The organism is Caulobacter vibrioides (assembly GCF_002858865.1).
Classification (GTDB): domain Bacteria; phylum Pseudomonadota; class Alphaproteobacteria; order Caulobacterales; family Caulobacteraceae; genus Caulobacter; species Caulobacter vibrioides.
Genome location: NZ_PJRR01000012.1, coordinates 213,445 through 236,501, shown reverse-complemented (window position 1 = coordinate 236,501; position 23,057 = coordinate 213,445). Strand labels below are relative to the sequence as shown.

The window sequence follows — 23,057 nt, the reverse complement described above, 5'->3', positions numbered from 1 at the left end:
GGGCTAGCTGAAGAGGATCGAGGACAGCTTGCGCCGGCCCTGCTTGGCCACTTCCGACGTCGGGCCGGCGGCCTCGAACACGGTCAGCAGCTGCTTGCGCGCGGCGTCGTCGTTCCAGGCGCGGTCGCGGGCGATGATGGTCAGCAGATGGTCGGCGGCGTCCTGCAGGTGACCCACGCCCGCCAGGGCCTTGGCCAGCTCCAGCCGCGCCTCGTGGTCATCGGGATCGGCGGCCAGACGCTGTTCGAAGGCGGCGGTCTCCGACGGCGCTTCGGCCGCCAGGGCCAGGGCCGCGCGGGCTGCGTCGAGATCGGGGTCCTTGGCGTCGGCCGGGGCCATGGCCACCACCTCGGCGGCGCCTTCCGGGTCGCCGTTGGCCAGATAGACCCGGGCCATGCCGCCCAGGGCCTTGGCGCTGGTCGGGTCGATCTGCAGCGCCTGGGCGAAGGCCTGGGCCGCGCCGCCCAGATCGCCGATCTCCAGCGACTCCTTGCCCATGGCGATGATCTCGTCGAGGGCGCCGCCCTCGGCGGCCCCGGCCAGCTTTTCCACGAAGGCCCGGACCTGGCTCTCGGGCAGGGCGCCCTGGAAGGCGTCCACCGGCCGGCCGTCGACAAAGGCGTAGACGGTGGGGATCGACTGCACGCGAAGTTGGCCCGCAAAGCCCGGGTTCTTGTCGACGTCGATCTTCACCAGCTTGACCGCGCCCTTGGCGGCGTTGACGACCTTCTCGATCGTCGGGGTCAGCTGGCGACAGGGACCACACCACGTGGCCCAGAAGTCGACGATCACGGGCTGGGTCTTCGAGGCCTCGATGACGTCGGCCATGAAGCTGGCGTCGGTGCCGTCCTTGATGTGGTCGCTTTTCGAAGAGGGCGCGGGCTTTTCGCCGATCAGGGACATCGGGGTTCTCGTACTCGGAAATTGGGGGAACGCTTTCGCCGTCAAGATGGTCTCTGATCGGCCCGCGCGCAATGACCCGTTCGTCGTTTGGGAGGGTGCGAGGGCGACGCTAGCCGACCACTTCCATCGCCGCGAAATCGACGATCATCGGCTCAACGCCCAGGGCGGCGAGGAACCTGCGCAGGCCGGCCTGGCTGACGGCGGTGGTGGCGTCGTTCTTCAGCGGGTGGAAATTGACCGGGTCGCTGTCGGCCAGGGCCTTGTCCAGCACGAAGCGGACGCGCTTTTCGGTGTCGTTGATCAGGCCAAAGGCGGTGACCGAGCCGGGCGTCACGCCCAGGGTCTCCAGCATCATCTCCTGCGGCCCGAACGACAGCCGGCCCGAGCCGATCACGTGATGCAGCTTCTTCAGGTCGATGGTCGTCTCGCCGAGCGCCGAGATCAGCCACAGCTGGCCCTTGGCGTCCTTGAGGAACAGGTTCTTGGTGTGGCCACCGGGCATGGCGGCCTTGATCTCCAGCCCCTCCTCGACGCGGAAGACGGGCGGATGGTCCAGGGTCTTGTGATCGACCCCGTGGGCGTCGAAGAAGGCGAAGAGGTCAGCGCGGGTCTTCATGCGCCTCTACTAGACGGCGCAAGGCCGCGAGCGCTAGACCTGACGAAAGGGCAGGAAGAACAGACAAAGGACCGGCATGGAACTGGAGTGCTATCCCACCGAGAACCGTCCGCCGGAAATCGTGCCGGGACGGCCGCAGCGCGCTTGGATGGACCGGTTCGCCGAGCGCCATCCCTATCGCTGCCTGCCGCTGACCATGGCCAACACCACGGGGTGGGACATTCTCTGCCCGGTCGGCTTTACGGCCACCTGGGACGGCGGGGCGCACCAGGAATGCATCAAGTTCCAGCCCGACCACCCCTATCCGGGCTTCCATGACTTCGTGAAGTCGCACTTCACGCGGGGTGTGGTGACGTTCCACACCGGCTATCTCTTCCGCACGCCGCCGGGCTGGTCGCTGATGGCCATGGGGCCGCCCAACCACGTCAAGGACGGGATCCAGCCGCTGGCCGGGGTGATCGAGACCGACTGGCTGCCGTTCCCCTTCACGATGAACTGGATCTTCACCCGGCCGGGCACGGTGCGGTTCGAGAAGGGCGAGACCTTCTGCTTCATCATGCTGATCCAGGACAAGCCGATGGAGGCCTTCCAGCCGGTGATCCGCTCGATGAACTCCAATCCCGAGCTGCGCCGCCAATACGACGTCTGGGCCGAGAAGCGCACCGAGTTCAACAACCTGATCTTCAAGCGCGACCCCGAGGCCACCAAGGAGGCCTGGCAGCGCTTCTACTTCAAGGGCGAATACCCCGAGGAGATCCAGGCCGAGGCGCCCAGCCACCACGTCAACAAGCGCCGGATGAAGGCCCCGAAGCTGGGCATCTAGGCGGGACCCTGGGCGCGGCGCGACGGCCGCCCCCCCGCACGCAAGCGTTCAGAGGACTCTGCTTGACAGAGTATCTCTCGAGATCTAACTCTGATCTACAGAGCGCTCTGATGCGCCCGAACCTGGAGGGTCTCATGACGATCAGCCGAAATGACGCGGCCGCCGCACTGTCCGATATCGAGAACACGCAACGCCGGGGCATGACCCTGCGCGGCTACCGGCTCGGCGGGCCGATCCTGATGCTATGGGCGCTGATCTGGGCGACCGGCTACCTGACCATGGGCCTGGCCCCGCCTGAGCTCTGGCTGCCCGTCTGGCTGGGCCTGGATGTCGTCGGCGTCGCCGGCGCCCTGCTTCTGGCGCGGACCGGCAAGCCTGCAGCGGCCGGCGCGCCTCCGGGCATGACCTGGCGCCTGCTGGGCGGCTCGCTGGCCCTGATGATCTTCGCGCTCAGCGTCTTCTGGGTGATGAAGCCCACCGAACCCGCCGCCGCCATGGCCTTTCCGGGCCTGCTGATCGGGGTGATCTACGCCGTGGTCGGGTTCTGGGCCGCGCCGCGCTATGCGGTGATCGGGGCCTTGATGTTCGCCCTGACCCTGATCGGCTATTTCCTGTTCCAGCCCTGGCTGGCCTTCTGGATGGCGGCGGCGAGCGGCGCGCTGTTCCTCAGCGGCGTCTGGCTGTGGAGGCGCTGAGCGTGGCGGGATCCGACGACATCATCCACCAGCCGCTGCGCCTGAAGATCATGGCCGCCCTCAGCGCCGAGAAGGGCCAGCCGCTGGATTTCCCGCGCCTGAAGACCATCACCCAGGCGACGGACGGCAATCTGGGCAGCCATTTGGCCACCCTGGAAAAGGCCGGTTATGTGGCGATCGAGAAGGACTTCGTGGGCAAGCGCCCCCGCACCCAGGCCAAGCTGACGCCGCAGGGTCGCAAAGCCTTCCGCGCCCATGTCGACTATCTGCGTAGCGTGGTCGAGGCGGCCGAGGACGAGGGCGGTTAACCGAGGAACCCCGGCCGTGACACTGACCACCTTCCCCCCTAGGGTCACGCCCAAATCGTGCCCATCAGGTGTTCGGGGGAAATCAAATGGATCGTCGGCTGACGGCGCTGGCCGCCTTGTTGTTGATGTCGGGCTCGGCCCTGGCCCATCAGGCCTTGGCGCAAACGGCGCCGGCCGGCGCGCCGGCGGCGGCGACCGCCAAGCCTGACAAGCCCGAGAAGTGGAACGTCAACGCCCCGCCCGGCGTCGCGACCCGCGAGGTGCGCATCAGCGTCGACAACGGCACCTGGATGAATGTCGACGTCTCGCGCGACGGCAAGCTGATCGCCTTCGACATCCTGGGCGATATCTACACCATGCCGATCGCGGGCGGGACGCCGACCCGCATCGCCGAGGGCCTGGCCTATGACCAGCAGCCGCGGTTCTCGCCCGACGGCAAGCGGATCGCCTTCACCTCCGACCGGGGCGGCGGCGACAATATCTGGGTGATGAACCTCGACGGCGGCGACAAGCGCCAGGTGACCAAGGAGGAGTTCCGCCTTCTCAACCAGCCCAGCTGGAGCCCGGACGGCCGCTTCATCGTCGCCAAGAAGCACTTCACCACCGGACGCTCACTGGGGACCGGCGAGGTGTGGGTGTATCACGTCTCGGGCGGCGGCGGCGTCCAGCTGGTCAAGCGCGCCAGCGAGCAGCTGCAAAAGGAACTAGGCGAGCCGATCTATGCGGCCGACGGCAAGAGCGTCTTCTATACGCGCAACGTCACGCCCGGCCCGATCTTTGAGTACGCGCAAGACTCCAACACCGCCCTGTTCGACATCGAGCGCTATGACCTGGAGACCGGCGAGGTGACGACCGCCGTCTCGGGCCTGGGCGGCTCGGTGCGACCCAGCCCGTCGCCGGACGGCAAGAAGATCGCCTTCGTCCGCCGCGAGCGGACCAAGTCCAAGCTGTATGTGAAGGACCTGACCTCGGGCGAGGAGCGCAAGATCTATGACGCGCTGGATCAGGACGTGCAGGAAACCTGGGCGGTCACCGGCGTCTATCCGAACATGGCCTGGACGCCCGACGGCGCGGCCGTGGTGGTCTGGGCCGGCGGCAAGATCCGGCGGGTCAATGTGGCGGACGGCGCCTCCAGCGTGATCCCGTTCAAGATCGACGACACCCGCGTGGTGATCGACGCTATTCATCCCGAGGTCGCGGTCGCGCCGGATCGCTTCACCACCAAGATGCCGCGCTGGGCCAGCGTGTCGCCCGACGGCAAGTCGGTGGTGTTCGAGACCCTGGGCAAGTTGTGGATCAAGTCGACGGCCGGCGGCGAGGCCCGTCGTCTGGTCAACGGCGACGAAGACGCCTTCGAGCTCTATCCGTCGTGGTCGCGCGATGGCCGCACGATCGTCTTCGTCAGCTGGACCGACGCGGGGCTGGGGCGTTTACGCACCGTGCCCGCCGCTGGGGGCGTCGCCAAGGACGTCATCGCCCAGCCGGGCCACTATGGTGCGCCGCGCTTCTCGCCGGACGGCAAGACCATCGTGTTCGAGCGCCGTCGCGGCGGCGGCCTGACCTCCGGGCGCTGGTCGCAGGATCCGGGGATCTACCGGGTCGCCGCTGCGGGCGGGACGCCGGTGCGGGTCTCGCGCGGCGGTTCTGAGCCGCAGTTCGGCGCAGCCAACGACCGGGTGTTCATGCTGATGTCGAGCGGCGACAAGCGCCAGCTGGTCAGCACCGACCTGAACGGCCAGGCCAGGCGGGTCCACGCCAGCGGCGACATGGTCAACGACTTCCAGGTCTCGCCGGACGGTCGCAACGTCGCGTTCCGCCAGAACTACGAAGCCTTTGTCATGCCGCTGATGCCCGGAACCCAGGAGGTCGCGGTCGATCAGAAGGGCGGCGCCCTGCCGGTGACGCGCGTCAGCGCCGAGGGCGCGGAGTTCATCCACTGGTCCAGGGACGGCAAGCAGGTCCACTGGAGCATGGGTCCGACCCTGTTCACCGCCGAGACGGAGGCGCTGTACGCCAGCGCCCCGGCCGCCGAGGGGGCCGGCAAGGACGACGGCAAGTTCAAGCCCGTGAAGACCGGCCTGTCGCTGTCGATGGAGGTCGCCGCCGACAAGCCGACGGGCGTCGTTGTCCTGACCGGCGCGCGCGTCGTGACCATGGCCGACACGTCCGGCGGGATCATCGACGACGGCGTCATCGTGATCAAAGGCGACCGCATCGTCGCGGTGGGTCCCAAGGTCAGCACGCCGGTTCCCGCCGACGCCAAGGTGGTCGACGTGACCGGCAAGACCATCATCCCTGGCCTTGTCGACGCCCACGCCCACGGGCCGCAGGGGACGGACGACCTGATCCCGCAGCAGAACTGGTCGGCCATGGCCAATCTGGCGCTGGGCACCACGACGATCCACGATCCCTCGTCGCGGGCGTCGATGATCTTCCCCGCCGCCGAGCTGCAGCGCGCCGGCAAGATCCTGGCCCCGCGCACCTTCTCGACCGGCGAGATCATCTATGGGGCCAAGGCCGCCGAGGTCTATGCTGAGATCAACAGCCTGGACGACGCCCTGGCCCATGTGCGCCGGCTCAAGGCGCAGGGCGCGCACAGCGTCAAGAACTACAACCAGCCCCGCCGGGACCAGCGGCAGATGGTCGTGGTCGCGGCCCAGAAGGAAAACATGGAGGTCGTTCCGGAGGGCGGGTCGCTCTACAACATGGACGTGACCCTGATCCAGGACGGCAACGCCACCGTCGAGCACAACGTGCCGGTGGATCGCTTCTACGACGACATCGTCAGCCTGTGGTCGCAGACCAAGACCAACTACACCCCGACCCTGGTCGTGGCCTATGGCGGTCCGGCCGGTGATCCCTACTGGCGTCAGCACATGGACGTCTGGAGGCATCCGCTGTTGTCCAAGCACGCGCCGCCGGCGCTGCTGGCCGCCCAGAACGTTCGCCGGACCGCAGCCCCCGAGGAAGACTATGTCGACGGCGCCGCCGCGCGCGAGGCCAAGAAGCTGGCCGATCGCGGCGTGCAGGTGGCCATCGGCGCCCATGGCCAACAGGCGGGCCTGGGCTCACACTGGGAGATGTGGTCGTTCGCGCGCGGCGGCTGGAGCCCGGTCGAGGCCCTGGCGGCCGGTACGATCAACGCCGCCCGCTCGCTGGGCTACGCCAAGGACGTCGGCTCGCTGGAGATCGGCAAGCTGGCCGACCTTCTGGTGCTGGACGCCGACCCGACCGTCGACATCCGCAACAGCGACAAGCTGCACCGCGTGATGCTGGGTGGCCGGCTCTATGATGCGGCGACCCTCAACGAGACCGTGACCGGCCAGCGCGTGCGCCAGCCCTACTGGTGGGAACGCTCGGGAGAGGTCTGGAGCGGCGGCTCCGGCGGCTCGGGCCACACTGACGACGTGGGGTGATGAAACCTGTGTCATCCCGGCTGTAGCGCAGCGAAGCGCCGGGACCCAGGGGCCGCTTGCGCCGCGCTTCTTCACCCCCTGGGTCCCGGATAAGCCCTGCGGGCTTTCCGGGATGACACGACTAGGGGGCGGGCCTCCTTAGGCCGCCTTCACCGCCGAGGCGATCGACTTGACGACCCTCCTCACCAGGGCCGGGTCGTCGCCCTCGGCCATGATGCGGATCAGCGGCTCGGTGCCTGAGGCGCGCACGACGATGCGGCCCGCGCCGTTCAGCTGGGCCTCGCCGTCGGCGATGGCTTCCTTCACCGCCGCCGCCTCCAGCGGCTTGCCGCCGGCGAAGCGGACGTTTTCCAGCAGCTGCGGCACCGGCTCGAACTGACGGCCCAGCGCGCTCATCGGCTTGTCGGTCTCGACCATGACGGCCAGCACCTGCAGGGCAGCGATCAGGCCATCGCCCGTGGTCGAGAAGTCCGACAGGATCAGGTGGCCCGACTGTTCGCCGCCCACATTGAAGCCGCCCTCGCGCATGCGCTGCATCACATAGCGATCGCCCACAGCGGTGCGCTCCAGCGAGAGACCCATAGTGTTCAACTGGCGCTCGAGGCCCAGGTTCGACATGACCGTGGCCACGACGCCGCCGCCCTTCAGGGTCCCGGCCTTGTGCGAGGCCGCAGCGATGATCGCCATGATCTGGTCGCCGTCGACGACCACGCCCTTCTCATCGCAGATCACCAGGCGGTCGGCGTCGCCGTCCAGGGCGATGCCGATGTCGGCGCGGTACTCGCGCACCATCTTGGCCATAGCCTCGGGATGGGTCGAGCCGCACTCCTCGTTGATGTTGGTGCCGTCGGGCGAGACACCCAGCGTGATCACCTCCGCACCCAGCTCGTAGAGGGCGGTGGGAGCCACCTTGTAGGCCGCGCCATTGGCGCAATCGATGACAATGCGCAGGCCCGACAGGTTCAGGTGGCGCGGGAAGGTCGCCTTGACGATCTCGACATAGCGGGCCTGGGCGTCGTCGATCCGCTTGACGCGGCCCAGCTCGCGGGGGGCGGCCAGGCCTTCCTGCAGGCCCTGGTCCATCAGCGCCTCGATGCCCAGCTCCTGGGCGTCCGACAGCTTGTAGCCGTCGGGACCGAACAGCTTGATGCCGTTGTCGGCGAAGCTGTTGTGGCTGGCGCTGATCATGATGCCGAGGTCGGCGCGCATCGAGCGGGTCATCATGGCCACGGCCGGGGTGGGCAGCGGGCCGAACAGGCGCACGTCCAGGCCTACGCTGGTCAGGCCCGCCACCAGGGCCGGCTCGATCATGTAGCCCGACAGGCGCGTGTCCTTGCCGATCACCACCAGATGGCGGCGTTCGTCCTGCGAGCGGAACAGCTTGCCGGCCGCCAGACCGACGCGCAGGGCCACCTCGGCCGTCATCGGATGCTTGTTGGCCTGGCCCCGGATGCCGTCGGTGCCGAAATAGGCGCGCTTGCTCATGGTCGTGCTGTCGTCTCTTTAGGGTCGTCGTCGGACCGCGAAACGATCCGAAATGCAGATTTATGCGATGCGGTCTTTAGCCAGTGCTAAAGGCGCCTCACGGAAATTCGCGTGTCGGTAGGCATAATCCTGTCGGCGCGTTCTACAAGGGATCATGGCCCATGTGCGGCATTATCGGCATCGTCGGAAAAGAACCCGTCGCCGACCGGCTGATCGAGAGCCTCAAGCGGCTGGAGTATCGCGGCTATGACTCCGCCGGTGTCGCAGGTGTGGTCGGTGGAAAGGTCGAGCGCCGTCGGGCCCAGGGCAAGATCAAGGCGCTCGAAGCCGTGCTCGCCGATGAGCCCCTGACGGCGACCACCGGCATCGGCCACACCCGCTGGGCCACGCACGGCGCGCCCAATGTCCGCAACGCTCACCCGCATACCGCCGGCCGGGTGACCCTGGTCCACAACGGCATCATCGAGAACTTCGCCGAGCTGAAGGCCGAACTGGCCGCCGCCGGGCGCACGTTCGAGAGCGACACCGACACCGAGGTCATCGCCCAGCTGATCGACGTGGCGCTGGCCAAGGGGCTGGCGCCGCTCGACGCCTTCAAGGCCACGCTGGACCGGCTGACCGGGGCCTACGCGCTTGCGGTGCTGATCCAGGGCGAGGCCGACCTGCTGCTGGGCGCGCGTCGCGGCAGTCCCCTGGTGGTCGGCGAGGGCCAGGGGGAGATGTTCCTGGGCTCGGACGCTCTGGCCGTCGGACCGTTCACCAACCGGGTGATCTATCTGGAGGAGGGCGACTATGTGGCCCTCGACCACGACAGCCGCCGCATCTTTGACGCCTCGGGCGCGCCGGTCGAGCGGCCCGTGCGCGTGGTGCCGACCTCGTCGGTCATGCTGGAGAAGGGCAACTACCGGCACTTCATGGAAAAGGAGATCCATGATCAGCCCGAAGGCTGCCAGCGCACGATCGCGGCCTATGTCGACACCCTGACCTCGAAGGCGGCCGTGCCGGGCGATATCGACTTCGCCACGCTGGATCGCATCCAGATCGTCGCCTGCGGCACCTCCTATATCGCCGGCGTGATCGGCAAGTACCTGATCGAGCAGCTGGCCGACCTGCCCGTCGATGTCGAGATCGCCTCGGAGTTCCGCTATCGCACGCCCGCCCTGCGGCCCGGCTCGCTGGTCGTGGCCATGTCGCAGTCGGGCGAGACCGCCGACACCCTGGCGGCCCTGCGCTACTGTAAGGCCAAGGGCATGAAGAGCGCAGTCGTGGTCAACGCCCAGGAATCGACCATGGCCCGCGAGGTCGACGTGGTCTGGCCGATCCATTGCGGTCCCGAGATCGGCGTCGCCTCGACCAAGGCCTTCACCGCCCAGGTCAGCGTGATGATCGCGCTCGCCATCGCCGCCGCCAAGGCGCGCGGAACGATCGACGCCGCCGAAGAGCAGCGCCTCGTGAAGGTGCTGTTGGAAGCCCCGCGCCTGATCGCCGAGGCCATCGGCCTGGAAGACGCCATCAAGGAGATCGCCGCCGACGTCGCCAAGGCCCGCGACGTGCTCTATCTGGGTCGCGGTCCGATGTCGGCCCTGGCCCTGGAAGGCGCGCTGAAGCTGAAGGAAATCAGCTACATCCACGCCGAGGGCTACGCCGCCGGCGAGCTGAAGCACGGCCCGATCGCCCTGGTGGACGACCAGACCCCGATCGTCATCCTGGCCCCCTATGACAGCTATTTCGAGAAATCGGCCTCGAACATGAGCGAGGTGATGGCGCGCGGCGGTCAGGTGATCTTCATCACCGACACCGAAGGCGTGAAGCACGCGCCGGCCGGCGCCAAGGTGGTGGTGACGGCCCCGGCCAGCGACCCGCTGGTCTCGACCCTGGTGATGTCGGCCCCGATCCAGCTTCTGGCCTACCACGTCGCCGTGGTGAAGGGCGCGGACGTGGATCAGCCACGCAACCTCGCCAAGTCGGTGACGGTGGAGTAGGGCCTCGGGGATGAGGCTGACCGTCGATCAAGCCCTGGCGCAGGCGATCGCGGCCCATCGCTCCGGACAGCTTCAAGACGCCGAGCGACTTTATCGCGCCATACTGGACGCCGCCCCAGGTCACGCCGACGCGAACCACAATCTCGGCGTCCTGGCGGTGGGCGTCGGCAAGCCTCAGGCGGGACTGTCGTTTTTGAAGGCGGCGTTGGAGATCAATCCCGCCCAAGGTCAGTTTTGGGTCAGCTACATCGATGCCTTGATCGCAGCGGGGTTGCCTGCGGCCGCCCGGGACCATCTTGAGCAAGCCAAGCGCAGGGGTCTAACGGGAGACGCCGTTGAGCGCTTGGAGAAGCGACTAGACCCTGCTTCGCAGCCGCCGCAGGCGCTGCTGGACTCTGTTGTCGCGCAGTATCGTTCGGGGAACCTTGCAGCGGCCGAAAGCCAAGCCCATGCCCTGACGCTCAGTTTCCCCAATCATGAGCTTGGCTGGAAGGTTCTTGGCGCGGTCTTTAGCGTGACGGGCCGTTCGGAGGAATCGCTGGCGTCGATGCGCCAAGCTCTAAGTCTCAACCCGCAAGACGCCGAAACCTTCAAGAATCTGGCGATACTCCTGTTGAAGCTCAAGCGGGCTGAGGAGGCGGAGGCGGCGTGCCGTAGCGCGCTCGCCCTAGCTCCAGACTATCCTCAGGTCCATCTTACTCTGGGCAATGCTCTGATCGACCTCGCGCGGGCGGCCGAGGCCGAGGAGAGCTTCAGGCAGGCTATCCGGCTGAAGCCAGACTATTCGGAAGCCCATTGCAATCTCGGTTGCGCACTCAAGCTCTCCGGTCGCCTGACCGAGGCGGAGACGTGTTTTAGGCGGGCCATCCAGTTGAATCCGGCTGATGCCCAAGCCCACAATAATCTCGGCGATGTGTTTAAGGACCTGGGTCGCTTTGCGGACGCGGAGGCCTTCTACCGCGCCGCGATTGGACTGAAGCCGGACTATCTCGAAGCTCACAGCAACCTGCTTTTGTGCCTGAACTACTTCGAGACCTCGTCGCCCGACACCTATCTCGCAGAGGCCAAGCAATATGGTTCGGTGGCCTCTGCGGCCGCGACGCCCAAGTTCAGCGCTTGGTCGATCCAGCCAGAACCTCGGAGACTTCGGGTCGGGTTCATCTCTGGCGACCTGAACAGTCACCCGGTGGGCTATTTCAGCGAAAGCGTGTTCCAGCATCTTGACCGTGACCGTTTCGAGCTGTTCGCCTTCCCAACGACCCCCAAGACCGATGCACTGACATCCAGAATCTCGCCGTTCTTCGCTGGGTGGTGTCCGATATTCGGAATGGATGATCATGCCGCCGCGACCGCAATCCACACGCAGGGCGTTCACGTTCTTGTAGACTTGTCGGGACACACCGCTGACAATCGCCTACCGGTCTTCGCATTCCGTCCGGCCCCCGTGCAGGCTTCCTGGCTGGGCTATTTCGCCACGACGGGCTTGCCGGAAATGGATTACTTCCTCGGTGACCGATACATGGTGACAGAGACCGAGCAGCAACGCTTCACCGAGACGCTCTGGCGGCTGCCGGAGACCTGGCTTTGCTCGGCGCCGCACGAACGATCCATCCCCATTAACCCGCCGCCGGCCTTGACGAACGGGTTCATGACATTCGGCTGCTTGGGCAATCTCTCAAAGATGAACGGCGAGGTCGTTGCGCTCTGGTCACAGATTCTGCGCGCCGTCCCCGAGTCCAAGCTGCTGCTCAAGGCCAAGCCGTTCGTCGACGCGCAAGTCGTCGCGGACATCCAAGCCCGTTTTGCGCGCGAAGGCGTCTCCAGCGATCGGCTGATATTGGAAGGCCCGTCGTCGAGAGCCGAGTACTTCGAGACCTACAACAGGATAGACTTGGTGCTGGACACCTTCCCGTATCCCGGAGGAACCACCTCAGTGGACGCCTTGTGGATGGGGGTTCCGGTGCTGACCTTGGCGGGTGATCGCTTTCTGGCGCGACTCGGGGAGTCGATAGCGCGGAACGCCGGTCAGTCGGCGTGGGTCGCTCGTGATAGAGCAGACTATCTCGCCAAGGCCGTCGCGTTCGCCGCAGTCAGGGATGTCGCGCATGACCGGCCCGCCCTCCGGCGCAGCGCGCTGACGACGCCCTTGTTTGACCCTGAACGGTTTGCGCGCGACTTTGGCGACACGCTTTGGGGAATGTGGAGCCAGGGCCGTCCGCACCCTCTGCCCAAGGATGCCCCATGTCGATCCTGATGACGCCTATCGGTCGGGTCCAAGGCGGCCGCACCGTTCCCGAAGACGACGACTGGGGCGACAGCCGCGCCCGGATCGTTCTGGATCCCGCCCGCTTTGACGATGAGGCGCTGATGGGGCTGGACAGCTTCAGCCACGCCGAGATCGTCTATGTGTTCGACAAGGTCGGCGACGATCAGATCGTCACGGGCGCCCGCCACCCCCGCGGCAACAAGGACTGGCCGCGCATCGGCATCTTCGCCCAGCGCGGCAAGAACCGGCCCAACCGGATCGGCGTCACGGTCTGCGAGATCGTCTCGGTCGCGGGCCGGGTTCTGGAGGTGCGCGGGCTGGACGCGATCGACGGCACGCCCGTGCTGGACATCAAGCCGGTGATGAGCGGCTTTGCGCCGCGCGGCGAGGTCCGCGAGCCCGACTGGGCCAAGGCGATCATGGAGCAGTACTGGTGAGCGCGGGCCTCGTCGTTTCCCGGGCCGGCGCCGACGAGGCGGCGATCATCGCCAACCTGATGCAGTTCTATCTCCACGACTTCTCGGAGCTGTGGTTCGACCGCGCGGTCGAGGGGGAGCTGGGTCCCGACGGGCGCTATTCAGGCTATCCCGGATTGGAGACCTACTGGCGCGATCCTGTTCGCGAGGCGTGGCTGTTCCGGATCGGAGGCCTGCCGGTGGGCTTCGCCCTGGTCAACGACTTCGCCCACTCCCCTACGCCGATCGACCGGGCGGTGGCCGAGTTCTTCGTGGTTCGCAAGCATCGCCGGCGCGGCGTGGGACTGGCGGCCGCCCACGCGCTGTTCGGCTCGGCCTGGGGCGTGTGGGAGGCGGCGACGGTGCGCCGAAACACCGCCGCGCGCGCCTTCTGGCGCCGGGTGGCCGAGACCTATCCGGGCGTGCGGGATGTGGTCGAGGAAGACCGCCAAGACGCCCGCTGGGACGGCGAGGTGCTGACCTTCCGGGTGGGTTAGCGCTGACGCAGTTCGGGGCAGGCGTCGGGTTCGGCGGTCCAGCTGACGCTGGCGACCTTCCAGGCGCCCTCGGTCTTGGCCAGGGTGAAGACATTGACCCCGCAATGGACGGTCTTGCCCTCGCGCGTAATCTCGAACGGCCCCGTGACCGTCGCCAGGGCCCCGCGCCGCACGACGACGGGCGACCACATCCATTCCTTCAGGCCGGGCGCGACCTTCTTGCCGAAGCTGTCCTCGAAGGCGAACCGGCGGACATCGATCGTACCATCGGGCTTTGTCGACAAGGCCATCATCGCGATGTTGGGCAGAGCCGCAGCGCGCATGGCGGCGGGGTCGGCGGCCTCAAGCCCGTCGAAGAAGGCCTGGGTGGTGGCGAGCACGGCCTTGTCCTCGGCGTCTGCGGGAACGGTCGTGAGGTTCAGGGCGGCGGCGAGGCCGATCGCGATCAAAGACATGGTCGTGTTCAGGCGTCGTCGGACAGGCGCGCCAGGAACGCCTGGGCGGCCTCCTTGTGGCGAGGTTTCAGCGTCTTGCCCAGGATCGCCACCAGGGCGGCGATCACGGCGGCGTCATCGGTGAAGCCGATGGCCGGCAAGACGTCGGGCAGGGCGTCGGTCGGCAGGACGAAATAGGCCAGGCCCGCCAGCATCATGCCCTTGGCCGCGATCGGCGTTTCAGGATCGCGCGCGGCCCACCAGACCGACAGGGCGTCGGCTGCGAACGGGATCTTCGCGGCCACCTTGCGGATCTTCGGCAGGAAACCCTCGCGGACCTTCTCCTCGTTGACGCGCACGGTGGCCGGGACCAGCGCCTTGGCCGGATCCAGCACCTCGTTGACGTTTACGTCGGGGGACGGTTTGGCGTCGCCGCTCATCGGGATAAACCTCTGTTCAAATTCGATCCTAACCGCGAACGCTTCAAACGCGAACTAGCAGGGAAACGTCCAATGAAACTCGACAACACCGTCGCCGCCGTCGTCACCGGGGGCGCTTCGGGCCTCGGCGAAGCCACCGCCCGCGCGCTCGCCGCCCAAGGCGTCAAGGTCGCCCTCTTCGACATGAACGAAGAGCGCGGCCTGCAGGTCGCCAAGGAAATCGGCGGCGTGTTCTGTAAGGTCAATGTGACCAGCGACGCCGATGTCGACGCCGGTTTCGAAAAGGCCCGCGCCGCCCACGGCCAGGAGCGCATCCTGGTCAACTGCGCCGGCACCGGCAACGCGGCCAAGACCGCCAGCCGCGACAAGGCCACCGGCGAGACCAAGCACTTCCCGCTCGACGCCTTCGACCGCATCATCCAGATCAACCTCGTGGGCACGTTCCGCTGCATCGCCAAGTCGGCCAAGGGCATGCTGGATCTGGAGCCGCTGGAAGACGGCGAGCGCGGCGCCATCGTCAACACCGCCTCGGTCGCGGCGGAAGACGGCCAGATGGGCCAGGCGGCCTATTCGGCCTCGAAGGGCGGCGTTGTGGGCATGACCCTGCCGATCGCCCGCGACCTGATGGGCGAGGGTATCCGCGTCAACACCATCCTGCCGGGCATCTTCAACACCCCGCTGATGAACAACGCGCCCGAAGCGGTGAAAGCGGGCCTGGCCGCCAGCGTGCCGTTCCCCAAGCGCCTGGGTCACCCCGAAGAGTACGCCCAACTGGCGGTCACCATGATCACCTGCGGCTACTTCAACGGCGAGGACGTGCGCCTGGACGGCGGCATCCGCATGGCGCCGCGGTAGTCTGCGCATAAAAATCCTCCCCTAGCGGGGGAGGTGATCGCGAAGCGATCGGAGGGGGAAGCGATGCGGAGGCCCCGCAGACACTTCCCTCTCCGTCGCTCCTTCGGATCGACACCTCTACCCGAGGGAGAGGATTTCCCGACCTACTTCGCTTCCGGCCGCACGATCGTGCTGGCCAGGTTGGCCATGATCTCGCGGGCGTCATAGGCGCGCGGCTCGCCCTGCGGCTTCTGGCCCTTGTGCATGACGATCTCGGCCCCGGCCTCGAACTTCTCGATCGTCCGGATCTGGGCGCGGTCGGCGAAGAAGGGGTCACCCCAGAAGGGATCCCAGGTGCGCCAGCCGTAGGCCGGGCCGTAGTAGCGCCACGCCGGACGCCAGTAGCCGTACGGCCCCCAGCCAAAACCCGGTCGCGAGAACGGATCGGCCTCGACATAGGTGCGCGAGGTGCGGTCGGTGCGATGGTCGGCGGTCTCGAACCAGTCATAGCCCTGCTGCACCGTCAGCTCGGCCGACCGATACAGCAGATAGCGTTCGACCGTTTCCCGCGAGGTCAGGCTGTTGCCGGCGAAGCTGATCCGATAGCGGTCGCTTTCCAGCTTCTGTTCCGAGAATCCGCCCGTGACCGCGCCCGAGGTGATCCGGGGCTGATAGGGCGTTGGCGTCGCACAGGCGGCGAGACCGGCGGTCACCACCAGGGCGGCGGCGAGGGCGACCTTCTTGATCGACATGACGTGCTCCTTCACGCGGAGTCCTTGGACATCAGGCTTAACTCTGGCTGGGCTTTGTGGTTTCGCCAAGGCCGCTTTGCCTCACAGGCGAAAACTTAGCCGCGCGAGACGATCAAGCCGGCGGCGGTGATCAGCAGCACCCCCACCAGGATCGCGAAACCGCGCCGAAAGCCGGGCTCGTTCATCCGGTCGGACAGCGCCGCGCCGCCGACGCCGTAGGCCGACATGCTGATCAGGTCCATGCCGATGGTGGCGCAGGCGAACATCAGCAGCTGCGGGACCAGCGGCCGGTCGACGTCCAGGAACGGCGGCAGGACGGCGGTGAAGAACAACAGGGCCTTGGGGTTGGCGATCTGCACGGCGAAGCCGTCGACAAAGGCGGACTTGCCGCCCCGCACGGCGGCGACCGCGTGGCTTTCGGCGTTTTTCCAGCCGGCCCACAGGGACTTCAGGCCCAGCCAGACCAGATAGGCCGCGCCGGCCAGCGCCAGGAGGTGAAAGGCCTGAGGAAAGGCGATGATCAGGGCGCCCAGGCCCAGGGCCGAGCCGATGAACCAGATCAGGGTGGCGCAGTTCATGCCCGCCACCCCCGCCAGGGCCGCACCCTTGCCCTTTTCCATGCCGGTGGCGATGGCGAACAGGTTGGCCGGTCCCGGCGTGATGGCCATGACGAACATCGCGACCAGAAAGGCGCCGTAGCGGGCGGGATCGACGGGCAGGTGGTCCATGGCGCGGATATAGGCCGCTCCGCCATGGACCACCAAGTGGTGCTAGGCTCCAATCACCGCGTAGACGTAGATCGCCTTACCCAGGGCGCCGAACAGCAGCACCGCGGTCGCCAGCATCTGGATGATGAAGCCCAGCTCGCGCTTCCTGGCGTCGGCCGCGTAGCCGAGGGCGTAGAGGATGCGGCCGATGATCCAGACGACGCCGGCCGCCGCGGCGAACAGGTCGTTCCAGTAGAGCGCGAACAGCCACAGCGAGGGCAGATAGATGACCAGCCACTCGACGGTGTTGGCCTGCACCCGCAGATGGCGCTCCAGCTCCGGATCGCCGGTCATGGCCGGGGCGTCGATGCCGGTGCGACGGCGCGCGCCGCCGATCCTGAAGATCATCCAGACATAGACCAGCAAGGATAGCAGGGTGACGATCGCCACCAGCGCATGGGATTGCTGCATGTGTTTGTTCCCTCCCCACGGCCTTCGCGGCCGCTTAGGGGACGACCCTAGCCGGGTTCGAGGCGGCTTGGCATCCCCGCGCGCGGGGCCTTTAAGGACTTGCGCGTTAAACAATTGTTAGAGATAGCTGTCACCGCGCGCGCGACCGGGCCGTTGGAACCTCGCCCGCGCTCGTTCGCTTTTCCCGATGACGATCCTCATCCGCGGAGGCTTTGCGCCATGCGAGTGGAATCCACGGCGATCGCCGACATCGCCTACACCCCCGAACACGGCAAGCTGTTCGTCACGTTCCATGACGGCGACGAATACGTCTATGTCGGCGTGCCCGAACGGATCAGCGCGGCGTTCTATAGGTCGCGCTCAAAGGGCCGGTTCTTCCAGCGGATCATCCGGGATCGGTATCCGTACAACCGGGTGTAGGGTGGACCGAGATTTCCTTCTCCCCTTGCGGGAGAAGGTGTCAGCGAAGCTGACGGATGAGGGGTTGAAAGGCGTCTCAGGATAGCGGAGCGCGACCCTCACCCGACCGCCTTCGGCGGCCACCCTCTCCCGCAAGGGGAGAGGGGTTCCCGAACGCGCCCCCCTCGCGCCAACGAAAAAGGCGCCGCGAGGTCTCCCTCGCGACGCCCTTTGATCGTCCGGCCCTAAAGCCGCCTAGCCGCGCTTGTCGCGCTTGGCCAGCACCCGCAGGCGCAGGGCGTTGAGCTTGATGAAGCCGCCGGCGTCGCGGTGGTCGTAGGCGACCTTGCCTTCTTCGAAGGTCACCAGGTCCTGGTCATACAGCGAGTAGGGGCTCTCGCGGCCGATGACCGTGACATTGCCCTTGTACAGTTTCACGCGGACGCGGCCGGTGACCTTGTCCTGGCTGTAGTCGATGGCGGCCTGCAGCATCTCGCGCTCGGGCGAGAACCAGAAGCCGTTATAGACGAGCGAAGCATACTTCGGCATCAGCTCGTCCTTCAGGTGCATGGCGCCGCGGTCCAGCGTGATGCTCTCGATGCCGCGGTGGGCGGCCAGCAGGATCGTGCCGCCGGGAGTCTCGTAGACGCCGCGCGACTTCATGCCGACGAAGCGGTTTTCCACGAGGTCCAGACGGCCGACGCCGTTGTCGCGGCCCAGCTCGTTCAGCTTGGTCAGCAGGGTGGCCGGGCTCATCGCCACGCCGTCGATGGCGACCGGGTCGCCCTTTTCGAAGTCGATGGTGATGATGGTCGGGGCGTCCGGCGCGTCTTCCGGCGCGATGGTGCGCATGTGGACGAACTCGGGGGCCTCGACCGCCGGGTCCTCCAGGACCTTACCCTCGGACGAGGAGTGCAGCAGGTTGGCGTCGACGCTGAACGGCGCTTCGCCGCGCTTGTCCTTGGTGATCTGGATCTGGTGCTTCTCGGCGAAGTCCAGCAGGGCCTCGCGGGACTTGAAGTCCCATTCGCGCCAGGGGGCGATCACGGTGATGTCGGGCTCGAGGCCATAATAGCCGAGCTCGAAGCGGACCTGGTCGTTGCCCTTGCCGGTCGCGCCGTGGCTGACGGCGTCTGCGCCCATCTTGCGGGCGATCTCGATCTGCTTCTTGGCGATCAGCGGACGGGCGATCGAGGTGCCCAGGAGGTACTGGCCCTCATAGACCGTGTTGGCGCGGAACATCGGGAAGACGTAGTCGCGCACGAACTCTTCGCGGACGTCCTCGATGAAGATGTTCTCGGGCTTGACGCCGGCGGCCAGGGCCTTGGCGCGGGCCGGTTCGATCTCTTCGCCTTGGCCGAGGTCGGCCGTGAAGGTGATGACCTCAGCGCCGTATTCGGTCTGCAGCCACTTGAGGATGATCGAGGTGTCGAGACCGCCCGAATAGGCGAGCACGACCTTCTTCACGGACTTGTCGGCCATGAGCGGGGTCCTTATCGAGGAAACACAAAGTCGCGCGCCTTCAACGGCGAAAGCCCGCGCGGGTCAAGCGTAAATAGGGCCGCTAGAGCTGGCCCTCGTCCTGCAACGTCTTGATGACGGAGCGCAGGTGGAAAAGCTGGGCCATGGCCAGGACGGCGCCGAGGGTGGCGCGCACGCAGAACACCATCACCGCCTCCAGCCCCTGCGCCCGGAAGGTCGTCCCAGACAGGGTGAAGGCGAAGATGATCGCCATCGACGCCACCGGGATCCACAGCAGGCCGGCGGCCTTGGTGAGCCGAAGCGCGGGCTTGCCCTCGCGACCCCAGACGATCGGCACGCTGGTCCCGGCCGGGATGCGTTTCCACGCGCCGTGAGCGGTGGTGGCGATGATGGTCAGGGCGGCGATCGACAGGCCGTCGCCGAGGATCCTCAGGGCCGTTTCCATCGCCTAGACGGTGACCTGCGCGCCCAGCTCGACCACGCGGCCGGGTGGGATCTTGAAGAAGTCCGTCGGGTTGGCGGCGTTCCGCATCAGGTAGATGAACAGGCGGTCCTGCCACAGCGGCATGCCGCTGTTGGCCGACGGCACGATCGAGCGGCGCCCCAGGAAGAAGCTGGTGGCCATGATGTCGAACTTCAGGCCCTGCTTGCGGCACACGGCCAAGGCTTTGGGGATGTTCGGGCTTTCCATGAAGCCGTAGTTGACCACGACCTTCTTGAAGTCGTCGTTGACCTTCTCGATCTTGACCCGCTCCTCCTCCGACACACGCGGCGTCTCGGCGGTGCGGACGGTCAGGATGACATTGCGCTCGTGCAGCACCTTGTTGTGCTTGAGGTTGTGCATCAGGGCCACCGGCGTCATGTCCGGGTCCGAGGTCAGGAAGATCGCCGTGCCCGGCGCGCGGTGCGGGGCGCGGGCGCGCAGGATGTCCATCAAGTCGGCGACGGGCAGGCTGTCCCGACGGGTCTTGTCGGTCAGGATCTGGCTGCCGCGCACCCAGGTGGCCATGATCGTGAACAGCGCCGCGCCGATCAGCACCGGCAGCCAGCCGCCCGAGAAGAAGCGCAGGGCGTTGGCGCTGAGGAAGGTGATGTCCAGGGCCAGGAACGGCACGAGGAAGAGCAGCGCCATCGGCATGCTCCACTTCCACAGCTTGCGCATGACGATGAAGGCCATGCAGGTGGTGACGATCATCGTGCCGGTCACGGCCAGGCCATAGGCGTGGGCCAGGGCCGAGGACGTCTGGAAGGTGAACATGATGGCCAGCACGCCCAGCAGCAGCATGGTGTTGAGCTGCGGCACAAAGATCTGACCCGACTGGGTTTCGGAGGTGCGGCGCACGTCCAGGCGCGGCAGCAGGCCCAGCTGGATGGCCTGCTGGGTCAGCGAGAACGCGCCGGTGATGACGGCCTGGCTGGCGATGACCGTCGCCGCGCCGGCCAGCAAGACCAGCGGCAGGCGAAGCGCCTCGGGGGCCATCTCGAAGAACCAGTTCAGCTCGGGCATCGCCTTGCCGGCGGCCTGCGCGGTTTCAAGCGTCGTGAGGGCGAAGGCGCCCTGACCCAGATAGTTCATGGCCAGGCACGGCAGCACGAAGAACAGCCAGGCGGCCTGGATCGGCCAGCGGCCGAAGTGGCCCATGTCGGCGGTCAGGGCCTCGACCCCGGTCACGGTCAGGAACACCGCACCCAGCACGATGAAGCCGGTCAGGCCGTGCTCGGCCAGGAACTCGACAGCATAGTAGGGGCTGATGGCCATCAGGATGCCGGGATTGGCCGCCAGGTTCATCAGGCCCAGCGAGAACATGACACCGAACCACACGGCGCAGACCGGACCGAACAGCTTGCCGACCGAGGCCGTGCCCCGGCTCTGGATGAAGAACAGGCCCAGCAGCATCACCGTGGCGATCAGCAGCACGACCTCGTTGGTCACGCCATGTTCTAGCGCGGGAATGGTGCGAAGACCCTCGACCGCCGACAGCACCGACATGGCCGGCGTGATCACCGCGTCGCCATAGAACAGCGCCGCGCCGGCTACGCCCAGGACGAAGACCAGGGTGGTGCGCTTGCCCATGGCATGTTGCGCCAAGGCCATCAGCGACAGGACGCCGCCCTCGCCCTTGTTGTCGGCGCGCATGATGAAGACGACGTACTTGATCGTCACGATCAGGATCAGCGCCCACAGGGCCAGCGACACCACGCCGAAGATCTCCGAGCGGGTGACGCCGTCATGCGAGGCCGCCGCCAGGGCTTCCTTGAAGGCGTAGAGCGGGCTGGTGCCGATGTCGCCGAACACCACGCCCACCGACCCCAGGGCCAGGGCGAAGAAGCCGTGCCCCTTCAGGTCGTGGCCATGCCCGTTGGTCGAGCCGCCGTCCTGTTGCGGAATGTCGGAAGACGCGGGCGCACAGTCGGGTGCGGAATCGTGGGGGGCTTCGGAAGCCATGTAATCCCTCCGGGGAGCCCTCGCAAAACGCTGCTGGCCGACCCATATCGCGATCAAGCGCGGCGCGATACACCCAAACCGCGCCGGGTTCAATCGTCACGCTGCGTTGCGTCATTCGGTCCTGCCATCGATGAAGGCTTTCGGCGCAGGACAGTTTTCGGTTGAACGCGTGGGCGGCCACCTTACGTTCCCGGGTTGAGATGTCGGACAGTCAGAAATTCCCCGTCGCGGCCCACGCCCTGGCCTATCTGGCCCACAAGGCGGCCTTCTCGGCCGACCGCGCCGTGGCCAGCGCCGAACTGGCCGCCTCGGTGCCGACCAATCCCGTCGTCGTGCGCCGGGTCACCGCCATGCTGGGCAAGGCCGGACTGATCGGCGCCCGCGCCGGGGCCAACGGCGGCGCCTGGCTGCTCAAGCCCGCCGAGACCATCACGCTCGACGTGGTGCTCCGGGCCGTCAATGGCTGCGCCCATCTGGGCGTCGCGCCCAAGGGCGTGAAGGGCTGCCCGGTGGGCGAGAAGATCCCGGACGCGGTCCGCGCCGCGATCCTTTCCGCCGACCAGGCCGCCGCCGAGCGGCTTTCCCAGATTACGGTCGCGGACCTGCTGGTCGGGCTTCAGTAGCGCGCTTGCCGGCTTTGGACGGTTGCTTGAACCAAATCGCGGGCCGTGCTCGTCTCCAGCGAAGTCTCGCCTTCCACTGGATCCCCATCTCATGGCCCGTCGTCTCGCCCTGATCACCGGCGCTTCCGCCGGCATCGGAGCCGCCTCCGCCCGCATCTACGCCAGCCACGGCTATGACGTGGCCCTGACCGCGCGCCGGGCCGACCGCCTGGAGGGCCTGGCCGCCGAGATCACGCTGCGCTCGGGCGTCGAGGCCTATGCGATCCCCGCCGATCTCGCCGAACCGGGCGGTGTCGGCGCCGTCCTCGCGGCGATCGCCGAGCAGGGCCGGGAGGTCGACGCCCTGATCAACAACGCCGGCTATGGTTTGCCCGGAACCTATGACGCCACCAGCTGGGAGGATCAGGCCAAGTTCCTCCAGCTGATGCTGACCAGCGTCTGCGAAATGACCCACAAGGTTCTGCCGGGCATGGTCGAGCGCAGGTTCGGCCGCATCGTCAATGTCGCCTCGCTGGCGGGTCTGGTTCCCGGCGCGGCCGGCCACACCCTCTACGCCGCCACCAAGGGCTTTCTGGTGAAGTTCTCCCAAAGCCTACACCTGGAGAACCTGGCCAACGGCGTCCATGTCAGCGCCCTGTGCCCTGGCTTCACCTATTCGGAGTTTCACGACGTCAACGGCACCCGCGCCCAGGTCAGCCAGGGCGTGCCCGAGTGGATGTGGCTGGGGGCCGACGAGGTCGCCGCCGCCGGTTACGAGGCCGCCGAGGCCAACCGCTCGATCTGCGTGCCCGGCGCGCCCAACAAGGCCATCGCCGCCATCGCCAAGATCGTCCCCGACGACTGGGCCCTGGCCCTGATGGCCAGCCAGGGAAGCCGGTTCCGGAAGGTGTAGGGCGACGTATGCTGTCATCCCGGCCAAGCGCGAAGCGCGCCGAGCCGGGACCACAGGAAGCGCCGTGTTTTGGGCGGTCCCGGATCTTCGCTGCGCTCCGTCCGGGATGACAGGGATTAGGTCGCAGGCCG

The 23,057-nt window shown here is 67.0% G+C and carries 23 protein-coding genes; 12 read left to right on the top strand and 11 right to left on the bottom strand.

What is annotated here, in order from left to right:
• Window positions 1-3 precede the first annotated feature (3 nt).
• The gene (gene trxA, locus CVUC_RS07700) at window positions 4-903 is read right to left on the bottom strand and encodes a thioredoxin (RefSeq protein WP_096032163.1); all 900 of its coding nucleotides are present in this window, start codon (window positions 901-903) and stop codon (window positions 4-6) included.
• A 109-nt stretch (window positions 904-1,012) separates the two neighbouring features.
• On the bottom strand, window positions 1,013-1,519 hold the full coding sequence (locus CVUC_RS07695; RefSeq protein WP_010918000.1) for a prolyl-tRNA synthetase associated domain-containing protein: 507 nt from the start codon (window positions 1,517-1,519) through the stop codon (window positions 1,013-1,015).
• Window positions 1,520-1,595: 76 nt separating this feature from the next.
• Between CVUC_RS07695 and CVUC_RS07690 the strand changes: the two genes are divergently transcribed.
• The 4 genes from CVUC_RS07690 to CVUC_RS07675 all read left to right on the top strand — a co-directional run bounded on the left by CVUC_RS07690 (window position 1,596) and on the right by CVUC_RS07675 (window position 6,761).
• Window positions 1,596-2,342, top strand: a complete 747-nt coding sequence (locus CVUC_RS07690) for a DUF6065 family protein (protein ID WP_096032164.1) — start codon at window positions 1,596-1,598, stop codon at window positions 2,340-2,342.
• 122 nt (window positions 2,343-2,464) lie between these two features.
• Window positions 2,465-3,037, top strand: a complete 573-nt coding sequence (locus CVUC_RS07685; protein ID WP_096034708.1) for a hypothetical protein — start codon at window positions 2,465-2,467, stop codon at window positions 3,035-3,037.
• A 2-nt stretch (window positions 3,038-3,039) separates the two neighbouring features.
• The gene (locus tag CVUC_RS07680; protein ID WP_096034707.1) at window positions 3,040-3,345 is read left to right on the top strand and encodes a winged helix-turn-helix domain-containing protein; all 306 of its coding nucleotides are present in this window, start codon (window positions 3,040-3,042) and stop codon (window positions 3,343-3,345) included.
• Window positions 3,346-3,431: 86 nt separating this feature from the next.
• Complete coding sequence (locus CVUC_RS07675; protein WP_096032165.1) at window positions 3,432-6,761, top strand: amidohydrolase family protein; 3,330 nt, start codon at window positions 3,432-3,434, stop codon at window positions 6,759-6,761.
• Between the two features lie 138 nt (window positions 6,762-6,899).
• Here CVUC_RS07675 and glmM read toward each other — a convergent pair whose 3' ends face one another.
• On the bottom strand, window positions 6,900-8,246 hold the full coding sequence (glmM, locus tag CVUC_RS07670) for a phosphoglucosamine mutase (protein WP_096032166.1): 1,347 nt from the start codon (window positions 8,244-8,246) through the stop codon (window positions 6,900-6,902).
• 161 nt (window positions 8,247-8,407) lie between these two features.
• On the opposite strand from glmM, the gene glmS reads away from it, so the two are divergent.
• Genes glmS through CVUC_RS07650 form a run of 4 tightly spaced genes read left to right on the top strand, consistent with a single transcriptional unit; the run spans window position 8,408 to window position 13,446 of the window.
• A complete protein-coding gene (gene glmS, locus CVUC_RS07665; protein ID WP_096032167.1) occupies window positions 8,408-10,228 on the top strand; it encodes a glutamine--fructose-6-phosphate transaminase (isomerizing) in 1,821 nt (606 codons plus the stop codon).
• A gap of 10 nt (window positions 10,229-10,238) precedes the next feature.
• Window positions 10,239-12,482: a tetratricopeptide repeat protein gene (locus tag CVUC_RS07660; RefSeq protein WP_096032168.1), complete on the top strand. Its 2,244-nt coding sequence runs from the start codon at window positions 10,239-10,241 to the stop codon at window positions 12,480-12,482.
• Window positions 12,470-12,931 (top strand): SAM-dependent methyltransferase, encoded by a 462-nt coding sequence (locus tag CVUC_RS07655; RefSeq protein ID WP_010918009.1) that lies wholly within the window; start codon window positions 12,470-12,472, stop codon window positions 12,929-12,931. Before CVUC_RS07660 ends, CVUC_RS07655 begins: the two co-directional genes overlap by 13 nt.
• Window positions 12,928-13,446, top strand: a complete 519-nt coding sequence (locus CVUC_RS07650) for a GNAT family N-acetyltransferase (protein ID WP_096032169.1) — start codon at window positions 12,928-12,930, stop codon at window positions 13,444-13,446. Before CVUC_RS07655 ends, CVUC_RS07650 begins: the two co-directional genes overlap by 4 nt.
• On the opposite strand, the gene CVUC_RS07645 is transcribed toward CVUC_RS07650, so the two are convergent.
• Together CVUC_RS07645 and CVUC_RS07640 are read right to left on the bottom strand one after the other, a co-directional pair.
• Complete coding sequence (locus CVUC_RS07645; protein WP_096032170.1) at window positions 13,443-13,901, bottom strand: hypothetical protein; 459 nt, start codon at window positions 13,899-13,901, stop codon at window positions 13,443-13,445. The two genes, CVUC_RS07650 and CVUC_RS07645, sit on opposite strands and share 4 nt — an antisense overlap.
• Window positions 13,902-13,909: 8 nt before the next feature.
• Entirely contained in the window at window positions 13,910-14,320 is a 411-nt protein-coding gene (locus CVUC_RS07640) for a YkvA family protein (protein WP_010918012.1), read from the bottom strand.
• Window positions 14,321-14,392: 72 nt separating this feature from the next.
• Here CVUC_RS07640 and CVUC_RS07635 point away from each other — a divergent pair, with 72 nt between their 5' ends.
• On the top strand, window positions 14,393-15,175 hold the full coding sequence (locus tag CVUC_RS07635; RefSeq protein WP_096032171.1) for an SDR family NAD(P)-dependent oxidoreductase: 783 nt from the start codon (window positions 14,393-14,395) through the stop codon (window positions 15,173-15,175).
• 143 nt (window positions 15,176-15,318) lie between these two features.
• Here CVUC_RS07635 and CVUC_RS07630 read toward each other — a convergent pair whose 3' ends face one another.
• The 3 genes from CVUC_RS07630 to CVUC_RS07620 all read right to left on the bottom strand — a co-directional run bounded on the left by CVUC_RS07630 (window position 15,319) and on the right by CVUC_RS07620 (window position 17,084).
• Entirely contained in the window at window positions 15,319-15,906 is a 588-nt protein-coding gene (locus CVUC_RS07630) for a CC0125/CC1285 family lipoprotein (protein ID WP_024265501.1), read from the bottom strand.
• A gap of 95 nt (window positions 15,907-16,001) precedes the next feature.
• A complete protein-coding gene (locus CVUC_RS07625; protein WP_010918015.1) occupies window positions 16,002-16,670 on the bottom strand; it encodes a LysE family translocator in 669 nt (222 codons plus the stop codon).
• A 6-nt stretch (window positions 16,671-16,676) separates the two neighbouring features.
• A complete protein-coding gene (locus CVUC_RS07620) occupies window positions 16,677-17,084 on the bottom strand; it encodes an MAPEG family protein (protein WP_096032172.1) in 408 nt (135 codons plus the stop codon).
• Between the two features lie 219 nt (window positions 17,085-17,303).
• Here CVUC_RS07620 and CVUC_RS07615 point away from each other — a divergent pair, with 219 nt between their 5' ends.
• Entirely contained in the window at window positions 17,304-17,504 is a 201-nt protein-coding gene (locus tag CVUC_RS07615; RefSeq protein ID WP_096032173.1) for a KTSC domain-containing protein, read from the top strand.
• A gap of 234 nt (window positions 17,505-17,738) precedes the next feature.
• On the opposite strand, the gene CVUC_RS07610 is transcribed toward CVUC_RS07615, so the two are convergent.
• The 3 genes from CVUC_RS07610 to CVUC_RS07600 form a co-directional block, all read right to left on the bottom strand.
• Window positions 17,739-18,965, bottom strand: coding sequence for an argininosuccinate synthase (locus CVUC_RS07610; RefSeq protein WP_010918018.1), 1,227 nt, complete (start codon window positions 18,963-18,965; stop codon window positions 17,739-17,741).
• Between the two features lie 82 nt (window positions 18,966-19,047).
• Window positions 19,048-19,410, bottom strand: coding sequence for a hypothetical protein (locus CVUC_RS07605; RefSeq protein WP_010918019.1), 363 nt, complete (start codon window positions 19,408-19,410; stop codon window positions 19,048-19,050).
• Window positions 19,411-19,413: 3 nt separating this feature from the next.
• Entirely contained in the window at window positions 19,414-21,411 is a 1,998-nt protein-coding gene (locus tag CVUC_RS07600) for a potassium transporter Kup (RefSeq protein WP_096032174.1), read from the bottom strand.
• A gap of 200 nt (window positions 21,412-21,611) precedes the next feature.
• Between CVUC_RS07600 and CVUC_RS07595 the strand changes: the two genes are divergently transcribed.
• Both CVUC_RS07595 and CVUC_RS07590 read left to right on the top strand, forming a co-directional pair.
• Window positions 21,612-22,034: an Rrf2 family transcriptional regulator gene (locus CVUC_RS07595; RefSeq protein WP_012639886.1), complete on the top strand. Its 423-nt coding sequence runs from the start codon at window positions 21,612-21,614 to the stop codon at window positions 22,032-22,034.
• A 91-nt stretch (window positions 22,035-22,125) separates the two neighbouring features.
• Entirely contained in the window at window positions 22,126-22,926 is an 801-nt protein-coding gene (locus CVUC_RS07590) for an SDR family NAD(P)-dependent oxidoreductase (protein ID WP_096032175.1), read from the top strand.
• Window positions 22,927-23,057: the final 131 nt, after the last annotated feature.

What these genes read in the sequence shown, in the direction of transcription:
- trxA (WP_096032163.1), bottom strand. Translation starts at nt 903, where the DNA reads ATGTCCCTGATCGGCGAAAAGCCCGCGCCCTCTTCGAAAAGCGACCAC.
- CVUC_RS07695 (WP_010918000.1), bottom strand. Translation starts at nt 1,519, where the DNA reads ATGAAGACCCGCGCTGACCTCTTCGCCTTCTTCGACGCCCACGGGGTC.
- CVUC_RS07690 (WP_096032164.1), top strand. Translation starts at nt 1,596, where the DNA reads ATGGAACTGGAGTGCTATCCCACCGAGAACCGTCCGCCGGAAATCGTG.
- CVUC_RS07675 (WP_096032165.1), top strand. Translation starts at nt 3,432, where the DNA reads ATGGATCGTCGGCTGACGGCGCTGGCCGCCTTGTTGTTGATGTCGGGC.
- glmM (WP_096032166.1), bottom strand. Translation starts at nt 8,246, where the DNA reads ATGAGCAAGCGCGCCTATTTCGGCACCGACGGCATCCGGGGCCAGGCC.
- glmS (WP_096032167.1), top strand. Translation starts at nt 8,408, where the DNA reads ATGTGCGGCATTATCGGCATCGTCGGAAAAGAACCCGTCGCCGACCGG.
- CVUC_RS07660 (WP_096032168.1), top strand. Translation starts at nt 10,239, where the DNA reads ATGAGGCTGACCGTCGATCAAGCCCTGGCGCAGGCGATCGCGGCCCAT.
- CVUC_RS07655 (WP_010918009.1), top strand. Translation starts at nt 12,470, where the DNA reads ATGTCGATCCTGATGACGCCTATCGGTCGGGTCCAAGGCGGCCGCACC.
- CVUC_RS07645 (WP_096032170.1), bottom strand. Translation starts at nt 13,901, where the DNA reads ATGTCTTTGATCGCGATCGGCCTCGCCGCCGCCCTGAACCTCACGACC.
- CVUC_RS07640 (WP_010918012.1), bottom strand. Translation starts at nt 14,320, where the DNA reads ATGAGCGGCGACGCCAAACCGTCCCCCGACGTAAACGTCAACGAGGTG.
- CVUC_RS07635 (WP_096032171.1), top strand. Translation starts at nt 14,393, where the DNA reads ATGAAACTCGACAACACCGTCGCCGCCGTCGTCACCGGGGGCGCTTCG.
- CVUC_RS07630 (WP_024265501.1), bottom strand. Translation starts at nt 15,906, where the DNA reads ATGTCGATCAAGAAGGTCGCCCTCGCCGCCGCCCTGGTGGTGACCGCC.
- CVUC_RS07620 (WP_096032172.1), bottom strand. Translation starts at nt 17,084, where the DNA reads ATGCAGCAATCCCATGCGCTGGTGGCGATCGTCACCCTGCTATCCTTG.
- CVUC_RS07615 (WP_096032173.1), top strand. Translation starts at nt 17,304, where the DNA reads ATGCGAGTGGAATCCACGGCGATCGCCGACATCGCCTACACCCCCGAA.
- CVUC_RS07610 (WP_010918018.1), bottom strand. Translation starts at nt 18,965, where the DNA reads ATGGCCGACAAGTCCGTGAAGAAGGTCGTGCTCGCCTATTCGGGCGGT.
- CVUC_RS07605 (WP_010918019.1), bottom strand. Translation starts at nt 19,410, where the DNA reads ATGGAAACGGCCCTGAGGATCCTCGGCGACGGCCTGTCGATCGCCGCC.
- CVUC_RS07600 (WP_096032174.1), bottom strand. Translation starts at nt 21,411, where the DNA reads ATGGCTTCCGAAGCCCCCCACGATTCCGCACCCGACTGTGCGCCCGCG.
- CVUC_RS07595 (WP_012639886.1), top strand. Translation starts at nt 21,612, where the DNA reads ATGTCGGACAGTCAGAAATTCCCCGTCGCGGCCCACGCCCTGGCCTAT.
- CVUC_RS07590 (WP_096032175.1), top strand. Translation starts at nt 22,126, where the DNA reads ATGGCCCGTCGTCTCGCCCTGATCACCGGCGCTTCCGCCGGCATCGGA.